Source organism: Cupriavidus sp. 05N39 (assembly GCF_056397325.1).
This window is the reverse complement of the sequence record NZ_JBFTNE010000045.1, coordinates 16,657-28,662: the sequence shown is the minus strand read 5'-3', so window position 1 is coordinate 28,662 and position 12,006 is coordinate 16,657. Positions and strand designations below refer to the sequence as shown.

Here is a 12,006-nt window from a genome sequence, read left to right as displayed (position 1 = left end):
TGCTTTGCTGGCGCCGCATATTGCACAGCCAGGTTTCCTTTATCGTCTCTCGCTCTCGTATCTTGTCGTCGATCTCAACTGATTCGTATTTCCAATGCGGCCGCTACCGATTCGCGCGTGACCGCCGACCCCTGGTGATGGGTATTCTCAACGTCACCCCGGATTCCTTTTCCGATGGTGGCCAGCATGCCGGCCGCGATGCCGCCTTGCGGCATGCCGAACGCATGATTGCCGAAGGCGTGGACATCATCGATATTGGCGGCGAGTCGAGCCGGCCAGGATCGGCGGCGCTGCCGCTGGAGCAGGAACTGGAGCGCGTGTTGCCGATGGTCGAGGCGCTGCGCGACTGTGGCCGGGCCTTGTCGATCGATACCTACAAGCCGGAAGTCATGCGCGCCGCGCTGGCCGCCGGTGCCGACCTGATCAATGACATCTGGGGCTTCCGCATGCCCGGCGCGGTCGAGGCGGTGAGCGGGGCGGATGCCGGGCAGGCCGCGCTGTGCGTGATGCACATGCAACGCGATCCGCAAACCATGCAGGAGCGCCCACAGTACGAGGACGTGGTACGCGACGTGGCCGACTTCCTGCGGGAGCGCATCGGCGTGCTGCGTGATGCGGGCATCGACGATGCCCGCATCACGCTCGATCCGGGTTTTGGCTTCGGCAAGACGCCGGATCATAATCTGCGCTTGCTGGGCCAGTTGCCGCAACTCGCCGTGGAAGGATTGCCCCTACTGGTGGGGTTGTCACGGAAGTCGACGCTCGGCACGATTCTGGGCGGCCGCCCACCGCAGGAACGCGTCGCAGCCAGCCTGGCCGCGGCGGTGTGCGCGGCGGAGCGGGGTGCGTATATCGTGCGCGTGCATGATGTAGCGCAAACCGTGGATGCCCTCAAGATCTGGTGGGCCATCCGTCATGAAACCATTGCCAGTTAACATTTGTTTTGACTATTGGCATCCAGCGTTGCGCATTTAGCCCTTAGCATTCGGCATCGCAAGACAGAACAACGGGAGAAAGACCTTATGACACGCAAGTACTTCGGCACGGATGGGGTGCGCGGCAGGGTAGGCGAGGCGCCGATCACGCCCGACTTCGTGATGCGCCTGGGCTATGCGGCGGGCATGGTGCTCGCCCATGGCGCGAAGCAGCAAGACCAGGCGCGTCCGACCGTGCTGATTGGCAAGGACACGCGTATCTCCGGCTATATGCTGGAGGCCGCACTGGAGGCCGGCTTTACCTCGGCTGGCGTCAACGTGCTGCTGACCGGGCCGCTGCCGACGCCGGGCGTGGCGTATCTCACGCGCGCCCTTCGCCTGTCGGCGGGCGTGGTGATCTCCGCCAGCCATAATCCCTACTACGACAACGGCATCAAGTTCTTCTCGGCAGACGGAGACAAGCTGCCCGACGCGGTGGAAATGGCGATCGAGGAGGCATTGGAAGAGCCAATGGTGTGCGTGCGCTCGGACGATCTCGGCCGCGCACGCCGCATCGAGGATGCCGCCGGCAGGTACATCGAGTTCTGCAAGAGCACATTCCCCTACGAGCAGGACCTGCACAAGCTCAAGCTGGTGGTGGATTGCGCCCATGGGGCCGCTTATCACATTGCCCCCCACGTTTTCCACGAACTGGGCGCCGACGTGATCTCGATCGGCAACCAGCCAGACGGACGCAATATCAATGCGGGCTATGGCGCCACCGCGCCTGAGAAGCTGATCGAGGCTGTCAAGGCCAATGGCGCGGACCTGGGCCTGGCCTTCGAYGGCGATGSCGACCGCTTGCAGGTGGTGGACCGCGACGGCCGTCTGTTCAACGGTGACGAACTGCTTTACCTCATCGTGCAGGATCGTCTCCATGCGGGGCAGGCCGTACAGGGCGCGGTGGGCACGTTGATGACCAATATGGCGGTCGAGCTGGCGCTAAAGCGCCAGGGCGTGGAGTTCGTGCGCGCCAAGGTGGGCGACCGCTATGTGCTGGAGGAACTGAACAAGCGCAAGTGGACGCTGGGCGGCGAGGGCTCGGGCCATCTGCTCTGCCTCGACCGGCACACCACCGGCGATGGCATCGTGTCCGCCTTGCAGGTCCTGGCGGCATTGCGCCGTAGCGGCAAGAGCCTGGCCCAGTTGCTGGAAGGCGTTTCGCTGTTCCCGCAGACGCTGATCAACGTGCGCGTCGAGAAAGGCTTCGACTGGCAGTCGCACGCTGGACTGAGCGCGGCGCGTGCTGTGATCGAGCCGCAACTGGAAGGCCGCGGCCGTGTCCTGATCCGTGCGTCGGGGACGGAGCCGGTTGTGCGCGTGATGGTCGAGGCCGAGCAGGCCGATACCGCGGAGCAGGCGGCGCAGACGCTGGCGGACGCGTTGCGGGCCTGAGCATCGATTGATTCGACGCGGTCAGGAATGCCGGGCATTGCCCGGCATTTTTTTGCTCCAATCAGCAATTAACCGGCGGAGTTGAAGGCCAGAAGCGAGAGCGGAAGGGAGGTGAGCGGCAGCTGTTTTATGTGAGTCGAGGCTAACTTCCCAGTCGCCAGCAAGAAGATCTCGTGATGTCATGGAATTGTCATACAGGGGGCATACAGTTCGACTTGTCAAAAAATTGTCATTCCCCAACCATGTCTCTGGAGGACATATGAAGCTGGTCAAGACTGCCGTTGCAGGCATCGTGTCGTTGGTGGTGGCGGGCACTGCGTTCGCGGCGGAAATTACCGGTGCTGGCGCATCCTTCCCGGCGCCCGTCTATTCCAAGTGGGCCGACGCATACCAAAAGGCAACGGGTAACAAGGTCAACTATCAATCCATCGGCTCGTCCGGTGGTATCAAGCAGATTGGCGCCAAGACCGTCGATTTCGGCGCTTCCGACGCTCCCCTGAAGGATGAGGAACTCGCCAAGCAAGGCCTGGTGCAGTTTCCCACGGTGATCGGCGGCGTGGTGCCGGTGATCAACCTGCAAGGTATCAAGCCGGGCGAGCTGACCATCACCGGCGAAGTGCTGGCCAACATCTACCTGGGCAAGATCAAGAAGTGGGACGATCCCGCCATCAAGGCGCTGAACCCGCACGCCAAGCTGCCGAACCAGGACATCTTGCCGGTGCGCCGTGCCGATGGTTCGGGCACGACCTTCATCTTCACCAATTACCTGACCAAGGTCAGCCCCGAGTGGAAGAGCTCGGTTGGCGAGGGCACCACGGTCAACTGGCCGGGCGGCGGCACGGGTGGCAAGGGTAACGAAGGCGTCGCTGCTTTCGTGCAGCGCCTGAACGGCGCCATCGGCTACGTCGAGTACGCCTACGCCAAGCAGAACAAGATGACCCACCTGAACATGAAGAACGCTTCGGGTGCCGTGGTCCAGCCGGGCGACGATGCCTTCAAGGCAGCTGCTGCCGGTGCCGACTGGAGCAAGACGTACTACCAGATCCTGACCAACCAGGCTGGCAAGGCGGCATGGCCGATCGCCGGCGCCACCTTCATCCTGGTTCACAAGAACCAGGAAAAGCCGGCACAGGGCACGGAAGTGCTGAAGTTCTTCGACTGGGCGTACAAGAGCGGTGGCAACATGGCCAGCGATCTCGACTACGTGCCGCTGCCGGACGCCGTGGTGAACCAGATCCGCGCGACCTGGAAGAGCTCGGTCAAGGACGGTTCGGGCAAGGCACTGTACAACTGATCGGCCGGCTGCGAACCCGGCCGCATGTGCGGGCCGGGGTTGCAGCTTCGCCTGCCTGGCGCCCAAAAGGCGCCGGGCAGGCAATAAAGTACTACGCAGCAGCAGAGCAGCATCACAGCAGAAACAGCAACGCAGAACGTATGGCAAACATCCTGGCACCCGCAGCGCAATGCGCCGGCTCACGAGCCTGAGCGGGCGGAGCAGCCGGCGACCTGCCCTTAACCGAACTCAAAAACCACATCATGGCGACTACATCCGATCTATCCGCTGTGCGGCCACCCAGCCGTACCGGTGACATCTTGTTTGGTGGCCTGACGCGCGGCGCCGCCATCGTGACCTTGCTGCTGCTGGGCGGCATCATCGTATCGCTCGCGATCAGCGCGTGGCCCACCATCGAGGCCTTCGGCCTGCGCTTCCTGTGGACCGCCGAGTGGGATCCACCCGCCGATGTCTACGGCGCCCTGGTGCCCATCTACGGCACCATCGTGACCTCGCTCATCGCCTTGATCATCGCGGTGCCCATCAGCTTCGGTATTGCGCTGTTCCTGACCGAACTGTCGCCGGCGTGGCTGCGCCGTCCGCTCGGCACGGCCATCGAACTGCTGGCGGYGGTGCCCTCGATTGTCTACGGCATGTGGGGCCTGCTGGTCTTCTCGCCCATTTTCGGCGAGTACTTCCAGAAGCCACTGGCCGCCACGGTGGGCCAGGTGCCGCTGATCGGCAAGCTGTTCCAGGGCGCGCCGCTGGGCATTGGCCTGTTGTGCGCCGGGGTGATCCTGGCGATCATGATCATTCCCTACATTGCCTCGGTGATGCGCGACGTGTTCGAAGTCACGCCGGTGCTGCTCAAGGAATCGGCTTACGGCATCGGTTGCACGACGTGGGAAGTGATGTGGCGCGTGGTGCTGCCTTACACCCGGGCCGGCGTGATCGGCGGCGTGATGCTGGGCCTGGGCCGCGCGCTGGGCGAGACCATGGCGGTCACCTTCGTCATCGGCAATACCAACCTGCTGGACAGCGCCTCGCTGTTTTCGCCGGGCAACAGCATTACCTCGGCGCTGGCCAATGAGTTCGCCGAAGCCGGCGCGGGGCTGCACACTGCTGCGCTGATGGAACTCGGCCTGATCCTGTTCTTCATCACTTTCGTGGTCCTGGCGCTGTCGAAGATCCTTCTGCTGCGCTTGGCCAAGAACGAGGGCGCAAAATGAGCCAAGCCGCAATGTCTTCCTCCTCCTCCTCGATTCCGGCAGTCAGTCCGGATGCGGACTCAATGCGCAAGCGCCTGCAGGCGCGCCGCCGTCGCACCAATTTCTATGCGCTGACCGCGTCGCTGGGCGCCATGGGGTTTGGCCTGTTCTGGCTGGCCTGGATCCTGTGGACCACCATCTCGCTGGGGGTGGGCGGGCTGTCGATGGACCTGTTCACGCAGATGACGCCGGCGCCGAACACCGCCGGCGGCGGCTTGGCCAATGCAATCTACGGCAGTTTCGTGATGGTCGGGCTGGCCACGCTGTGCGGCACGCCGCTAGGCATCCTGGCTGGCATTTACCTGGCGGAATACGGCAAGACTTCGCCGCTGGCCAGCTTCATCCGCTTCATCAACGACATCCTGCTGTCGGCGCCATCGATCGTGATTGGCCTGTTCGTCTACGCGCTGGTGGTGACCCGCATGGGCCATTTCTCCGCCTGGGCAGGCATCTGCGCGCTGGCGCTGCTGCAGATCCCGATCGTGGTGCGTACCACGGAGAACATGCTGAACCTGGTCCCGAACGCACTGCGTGAGGCGGCCTTCGCCCTGGGCACGCCCAAGTGGAAGATGGTGCTGTCCATCACGGTGAAGTCGTCTTATGCGGGCATCGTCACCGGCGTGCTGCTGGCGGTGGCCCGCATCGCCGGCGAGACCGCGCCACTGCTCTTCACGGCCTTGTCCAACCAGTTCTGGACCAGCGACCTGAACAAGCCGATGGCGAACCTCCCGGTGACCATCTTCCGCTTCGCCATGAGCCCGTTTGTCGAATGGCAGCAACTGGCCTGGGCCGGCGTGTTCCTGATTACCGTTGGGGTGCTGGCGCTGAACATCCTGGCCCGCATTCTGTTCAAGAAATGACCAGCGGCGTGATAGCCACACGGCATTCCCGAAATTCCTTGCGAGAGACGAGCATGACCTCGACCGTCATCGACATTCCCGACACGACCCGCGCCAAGATCGACGTGCGCAACCTGAACTTCTACTATGGCCAGTTCCATGCGTTGAAGAACGTCAACATGTCGATCCCGGAGCGCAAAGTGACGGCCTTCATCGGCCCGTCCGGCTGCGGCAAGTCGACCCTGTTGCGTACCTTCAACAAGATGTACGCGCTCTACCCGGAGCAGCGAGCCGAGGGCGAGATCAACATGGACGGCGACAACCTGCTGACCGCCAAGCAGGACATCGCCCTGCTGCGCGCCAAGGTTGGCATGGTGTTCCAGAAGCCCACGCCGTTCCCCATGTCGATCTATGACAATATTGCCTTCGGGGTGCGCTTGTTCGAGAAGCTGTCTCGCTCCGAGATGGACGACCGCGTTGAGTGGGCACTGTCCAAGGCTGCGTTGTGGAACGAGGCCAAGGACAAGCTCAACCAGTCGGGCTATGGTCTGTCGGGCGGGCAGCAGCAGCGCCTGTGCATCGCACGAGGCATCGCCATCCGCCCCGAAGTGCTCTTGCTTGACGAACCGTGCTCTGCTCTCGACCCGATTTCGACCGGGCGCATCGAAGAACTGATTGCGGAGCTGAAGGATGAGTATACGGTGGTGATCGTGACGCACAATATGCAGCAAGCCGCGCGCTGCTCGGACTACACCGCATATATGTATCTGGGTGAACTGATCGAATTCGGCGAGACCGAGAAGATCTTCATCAAGCCGCATCGCAAGGAAACCGAAGACTACATCACCGGCCGTTTCGGCTGATTTGAGCGTTGTGCACGTAACGCATAGCATGCAAATAGAGCGGCTAGGAGAACAACATGTCTGACAAGCACCTGTCGACCCAATTCGACGCCGACCTGAACGCCATCAGCACGAAGCTGCTGCAGATGGGCGGTCTGGTCGAGTCGCAGATCGAAATCGCCATGCGGGCGCTATCGGAGTTCGATGCCGATCTCGCCGACCAGGTGATCGCGCGCGAGCAGCAGCTCAACGCGCTCGAGCTCGAGATCGATGCCGATTGCGGCAATATCATCGCGCGCCGGCAACCGACCGCGCGCGACCTGCGCCTGGTGATGGCGATTTCCAAGACCATCACCAATCTGGAACGCGCCGGTGACGAGGCGGAGAAGATCGCCAAACGCACCAAGCACATCATGGAAGATTCGGGTGCCCACCAGATCAACTATTCCGAGGTGAAGCTCTCGGGCGATATGGCCATCGCGCTGCTGCGCCAGGCTCTGGACGCCTTTGCGCGCCTGGACACCGTGGCCGCGGCCCGGATCGTCAAGGAAGACAAAGCCATTGATGAAGAATTCCGCGCCTTTGTGCGCAAGCTCATCACCTACATGATGGAAGACCCGCGTACGATCTCGGTCGCGCTCGACTTCCTCTTCATCGCCAAGGCAATCGAGCGTATTGGCGATCACGCCAAGAACATCGCCGAATTCATCATCTACATCGTCAAGGGAACCGACGTCCGCCACGCCTCGCGTGAGGACATGGAGCGCGAAGCGCTGAGTTAAAACGGCGCCACTGCGGAGAAAACTACATGCCAAGCAGCATTCTTGTTGTCGAAGACGAACCGGCGATCGCCGAACTGATCGCGGTCAACCTGCAACACGCGGGACATTATCCGATCCGGGCCTACAACGCCGAGCAGGCACTGTCGCTGATGAGCGACGTGTTGCCGGACCTGGTGTTGCTCGACTGGATGCTCCCGGGGAAGTCGGGTGCAACCTTCGCCAAGGAACTGCGCAACAACGACCGTACCAAGCAGATTCCGATCATCATGCTGACCGCGCGCAGCGAGGAGCAGGATAAGATACTGGGGCTCGAGGCCGGCGCGGACGACTACGTCACCAAGCCGTTTTCCCCCAAGGAACTGCTGGCCCGCATCAAGGCCGTGTTGCGCCGCCGCGCACCGCAACTCACCGACGACGTGGTTGCCATCAATGGCCTGCGCCTCGATCCGGCCACGCACCGTGTCACCGGCCAGGACGAGACCGGGCTGATCAAGCTGGATCTGGGGCCCACCGAGTTCCGTCTGCTGCACTTCCTGATGACGCATCCGGAGCGCGTGCACAGCCGCTCGCAGCTGCTGGACCAGGTCTGGGGCGATCACGTGTTCGTCGAAGAGCGGACGGTCGACGTCCATATCAAGCGCCTGCGTGCCGCGCTGACGCCCGGCGGGTACAGCAATATGATCGAGACGGTGCGGGGCAGCGGGTACCGTCTGGCGCGCGCTCCCAGCCACTGACACCAGGCTTGCCACGTCGTCGCTGGCGTGGCGCCTGTCGCCGGGCGGGCGGCCGACCGCCGGCCGCTCGCTTGTTGCCTCGCTTGTGGCCTGTTTCTTGTGGCCTGTTTCGTGGCACACTCCACCGCATTCCCTGCGGTCCTGCCGCCTGCCTGACCTTCTTCCTTCTTCATGAACGTCATCTGGGCCCGTTCGGCGGCCATCCTGATCTTCCTGGCCCTGGCTTCGTCGGGGCTGTACTTCCTTGCCGGTCCCGTACCCGCGCTGGCCATGATGTGCGTCGCGCTGCTGGGACTCTTGCTCTACTACCTGTACCAGATCAACCGCCTGTGGAAAGTGCTCGATGCGCCGGCCTACGGCGAGATTCCCAGCGCGCTCGGGCTGTGGGGCGAGGTGTATTACCGCCTGCATCGKCTGGTCAAGCGGTGGCGTACCCAGGTGCTCCAGGTCGAGCAGCAACATACCCGCTTTATCCAGGCCATCCAGGCTTCGCCCAACGGCGTGTTGATGCTCGATGACGCCGACCAGATCGAGTGGTGCAACGACGTGGCCGAGCAGCACTTCGGCCTCAATGCGCGGCGGGACGTGCGCCAGCGCATTACCCACCTGATCCGGCGCCCCGAGTTCGTCCAGTATCTGCACCTGCAGCGTTTCGACGATCCGCTGCTGATGCGCGACATGGGCGAGCACAAGCGCAGCGTGATTGCCGTACAGATCCTGCCTTACGGGGAGAACCGCAAGCTGGTGCTGACGCACGACATCACCAAGCTGGAGAACACCGAGGCGATGCGCAGGGATTTCGTCGCCAATGTCTCGCACGAGTTGAAGACGCCGCTGACAGTGCTGACCGGCTTCCTGGAGACGGTGCGCGACCTGCCGGTATCGGAGCAGGATCGCAACCGCTATCTCGACATGATGCTGGTGCAGTCCATGCGCATGCAGCATCTGGTCGAGGACTTGCTGGTGCTGGCCAAACTGGAAAGCGACGAGCAGCCGCCGAGCCCGGAGCGCATCGACATGGCCGAACTGGTCGGGCACCTGGTGCATGACGCCGAGGCGCTGTCGCAGGGCGGCCATCAGGTGTCCGCGCAGATCGATCCGGCGGTGGTGATCCGCGGCGCGGAGCGGGAACTGCTATCGGCATTCGGCAACCTCGTTTCCAACGCGGTGCGCTATACGCCCGAGGGCGGGCGCATCGGCATCGCGCTGACGTACGAGAACGAGCACGCCATCTTCTCGGTCAGCGATACGGGCCTGGGCATCGCCGCCGACCACATCCCGCGCCTGACCGAGCGCTTCTACCGGGTCGATCGCAGCCGCTCGCGCGATACCGGCGGCACCGGCCTGGGGCTGGCCATCGTCAAGCACGTGCTGTCGCGCCATCATGCCGATCTGCGTATCACCAGCGAGGTAGGCCGCGGCAGCGTGTTCCGCGTGGTATTCCCGACCGATCGCAGTGGCTACGTGCCGGCCGCCGTGCCGCGCCCCGGCCAGTCGCCGCAGAAGGCAGCCTGACCAGGGCGATTCTCGGTGGTCAGTCGCCGGCCCAGACCGGAGGTTTGCGGCTGGCCCAGGGCATCGACTGCTCCAGTTCGCTGGACACGGCACGCCAGGCGTGCCGTGCCACCCGCGCCTCAGGCACTGCCGAACATGGCCAGCAAGTCGTGCTGGCTGACGTGGGGCTGCTTGGACTTGGTGTGCTTGCGTGTGTAGCTACCGTCTTCCTGCATGATCCAGGCGGAAGCATTGTCGCGCAGGTGAACGCGCAGGCTCTCGCTGATCACGCGCGCCTTCAGTGTCTTGTCCAGTACGGGGAAGGCGACCTCGACCCGGCGGAACAGGTTCCGGTCCATCCAGTCCGCGCTGGACAAGTAGACGACATCGGCACCGTCGGCCAGGAAGTAGTAGACGCGATGATGTTCCAGGAAGCGCCCGACAATCGAGCGTACCGTGATGTTCTCCGACATGCCCGGCACGCCCGGACGCAGCGCGCAAACCCCACGGATGATCAGGTCGATCTTCACGCCGGCGCGCGAAGCCTTGTACAGCTCATCGATGATAGACGGCTCCAGCAGCGCATTCATCTTGGCCATGATGTGCGAGCGCTTGCCGGCGCGGGCGTTGCGCGCTTCCGCGCGGATATGCTCGACCAGGTTGCTCTGCATGGTGAACGGCGACTGCCACAGATGGTTCAGCCGGATGGTGCCCGCGGTGCCGGTGAGCAGCTGAAACACATGCTGGACGTCCTCGCAGATCTGCTCGTTGGCGGTGAGCAGGCCGAAGTCGGTGTACAGCCGCGCGGTGCGCGGATGGTAGTTGCCGGTGCCCAGGTGCGCGTAGCGGCGCAGCTTGTACTGCTTGCTCTTGGCGCCGGCCAGTTCCCGGCGGACCATCAGCAGCATCTTGGCATGGCACTTGTGGCCGACTACGCCGTAGACCACGTGCGCGCCGGCGGACTCGAGCCGTTCGGCCCAGTTGATATTGGTTTCTTCGTCGAAGCGCGCCAGCAGTTCCACCACGACCGTGACTTCCTTGCCATTGCGGGCCGCGGTCATCAGCGCTTCCATCACCGGCGACTCGTTGCCGGTGCGATAGACAGTCTGCTTGATGGCCACCACGGCGGGATCGACTGCGGCCTGCTGCAGCAGGTCGAGCACCGAACTGAAGCTCTCGTAGGGGTGATGCAGCAGCACGTCCTGCTGGCGGATCGCGTCGAACATCGGCACGCCGGGCACGAATGCCTTGACCGGCGCCGGCACGTGGGGCGGGTACTTGAGGGCGGGGCGGTCGACCAGGTCGGGGATCTGCATCAGCCGCACCAGGTTGACGGGGCCGCTCACGCGGTAGACATCCTGCTCGCCCAGGCCGGATTCGAGCAGCAGTCGGCGCGCGATCGTCGGCGGTGTGTCGGAAGAGATTTCCAGGCGCACCGTGTCGCCAAAGTGGCGGGTGGGCAGCTCGCCCTGCAGCGCTTCGCGCAGGTCCGTGATATCGTCCTCGGACACAAACAGGTCAGAGTTGCGGGTGACGCGGAACTGATAGCAGCCGTTGACCTTGATGGCGGGGAACAACTCATGCACGAAGCCTTGCATGAAGGACGACAGCAGCACAAAGCCGTAGGGATAGCCCGAGAGCTCCTCGGGCATCCTGACCATGCGCGGCAGCGCGCGCGGCGCTTGCACGATGGCCAGGTCGGCCTCCCGGCCGAAGGCATCCTTGCCCGACAATTCAATGACAAAATTCAGGCTCTTGTTGAGTACCCGCGGGAAGGGGTGGGCCGGGTCCAGCGCGATCGGCGTCAGGACGGGGCCGAGTTCGCGCACGAAGAAACTGCGCGCCCATTCGCGTTGCGCCTCGTTCCAGGTGGAGGTCAGGTGAAAGAACACCCCTTCTTTCTCCAGCAGGGGGAAGATCACGTTTTGCAGCATGTCATACTGCATCGCCACCAGCGTTTGCACGCGTTCCGTTACGATCTGGTAAGCCTGCTGCAGCGAGAGCCCATCGGGGGTGATGCCGGACGGATTGTCACGCATCTGCTCCTTCAATCCGGCCATGCGGATCTCGAAGAACTCGTCCAGATTGCTTGATACGATACAGATGAACTTCAGACGTTCCAGCAACGGCACCTTGGCGTCAGCAGCCTGTGCCATCACTCGCGTATTGAATTCCAGAATGCCCAGTTCACGGTTGAGCAGCGTGCCAGGTGGGCTTGTCGACATTGGCATGACCTTCTTTTGGTAATGCGGCGACTTTTTCATAGATTGATGTCAAATTGATGACAAAGTGATTTTGTCACGATGCAGACATGATAAAGACATATTTTCCATGGTTGGGCAGCCTTGTTTCGCCCGATGCAATCTTTTGCGCCGCGGCTTGCGGCACCGACTAACATTCCCCCT

Annotated in this window: 10 protein-coding genes; 9 read left to right on the top strand and 1 reads right to left on the bottom strand. The window is 63.0% G+C overall.

What is annotated here, in order from left to right; translation table 11 throughout:
* Positions 1-137: 137 nt before the first annotated feature.
* From folP to phoR, 9 genes are all read left to right on the top strand, one after another.
* Complete coding sequence (folP, locus tag AC1DN0_RS21750; protein ID WP_441627455.1) at positions 138-935, top strand: dihydropteroate synthase; 798 nt, start codon at positions 138-140, stop codon at positions 933-935.
* An 87-nt stretch (positions 936-1,022) separates the two neighbouring features.
* Positions 1,023-2,369, top strand: a complete 1,347-nt coding sequence (glmM, locus tag AC1DN0_RS21745; RefSeq protein ID WP_477145996.1) for a phosphoglucosamine mutase — start codon at positions 1,023-1,025, stop codon at positions 2,367-2,369.
* Positions 2,370-2,628: 259 nt separating this feature from the next.
* Positions 2,629-3,663, top strand: a complete 1,035-nt coding sequence (gene pstS, locus AC1DN0_RS21740) for a phosphate ABC transporter substrate-binding protein PstS (protein WP_441627453.1) — start codon at positions 2,629-2,631, stop codon at positions 3,661-3,663.
* Between the two features lie 242 nt (positions 3,664-3,905).
* Entirely contained in the window at positions 3,906-4,871 is a 966-nt protein-coding gene (gene pstC / locus AC1DN0_RS21735; RefSeq protein WP_477145995.1) for a phosphate ABC transporter permease PstC, read from the top strand.
* Entirely contained in the window at positions 4,868-5,770 is a 903-nt protein-coding gene (gene pstA / locus AC1DN0_RS21730) for a phosphate ABC transporter permease PstA (protein WP_441627449.1), read from the top strand. Before pstC ends, pstA begins: the two co-directional genes overlap by 4 nt.
* Positions 5,771-5,823: 53 nt before the next feature.
* Positions 5,824-6,612: a phosphate ABC transporter ATP-binding protein PstB gene (pstB, locus tag AC1DN0_RS21725; protein ID WP_006157701.1), complete on the top strand. Its 789-nt coding sequence runs from the start codon at positions 5,824-5,826 to the stop codon at positions 6,610-6,612.
* A 56-nt stretch (positions 6,613-6,668) separates the two neighbouring features.
* Entirely contained in the window at positions 6,669-7,373 is a 705-nt protein-coding gene (gene phoU / locus AC1DN0_RS21720; protein ID WP_035860529.1) for a phosphate signaling complex protein PhoU, read from the top strand.
* A gap of 26 nt (positions 7,374-7,399) precedes the next feature.
* Positions 7,400-8,107, top strand: coding sequence for a phosphate regulon transcriptional regulator PhoB (phoB, locus tag AC1DN0_RS21715; RefSeq protein ID WP_441627446.1), 708 nt, complete (start codon positions 7,400-7,402; stop codon positions 8,105-8,107).
* Between the two features lie 171 nt (positions 8,108-8,278).
* On the top strand, positions 8,279-9,622 hold the full coding sequence (phoR, locus tag AC1DN0_RS21710; RefSeq protein WP_441627444.1) for a phosphate regulon sensor histidine kinase PhoR: 1,344 nt from the start codon (positions 8,279-8,281) through the stop codon (positions 9,620-9,622).
* 119 nt (positions 9,623-9,741) lie between these two features.
* Here phoR and ppk1 read toward each other — a convergent pair whose 3' ends face one another.
* Positions 9,742-11,865 carry a polyphosphate kinase 1 gene (ppk1, locus tag AC1DN0_RS21705; protein WP_477103524.1) on the bottom strand — a complete coding sequence of 708 codons (2,124 nt, stop codon included), beginning with the start codon at positions 11,863-11,865 and terminating at the stop codon, positions 9,742-9,744.
* Positions 11,866-12,006 lie beyond the last annotated feature (141 nt).

Bases quoted from the DNA above. Each gene is read 5' to 3' on its own strand.
- folP (WP_441627455.1), top strand. From the start codon at position 138: ATGGGTATTCTCAACGTCACCCCGGATTCCTTTTCCGATGGTGGCCAG.
- pstS (WP_441627453.1), top strand. From the start codon at position 2,629: ATGAAGCTGGTCAAGACTGCCGTTGCAGGCATCGTGTCGTTGGTGGTG.
- pstA (WP_441627449.1), top strand. From the start codon at position 4,868: ATGAGCCAAGCCGCAATGTCTTCCTCCTCCTCCTCGATTCCGGCAGTC.
- pstB (WP_006157701.1), top strand. From the start codon at position 5,824: ATGACCTCGACCGTCATCGACATTCCCGACACGACCCGCGCCAAGATC.
- phoU (WP_035860529.1), top strand. From the start codon at position 6,669: ATGTCTGACAAGCACCTGTCGACCCAATTCGACGCCGACCTGAACGCC.
- phoB (WP_441627446.1), top strand. From the start codon at position 7,400: ATGCCAAGCAGCATTCTTGTTGTCGAAGACGAACCGGCGATCGCCGAA.
- ppk1 (WP_477103524.1), bottom strand. From the start codon at position 11,865: ATGAAAAAGTCGCCGCATTACCAAAAGAAGGTCATGCCAATGTCGACA.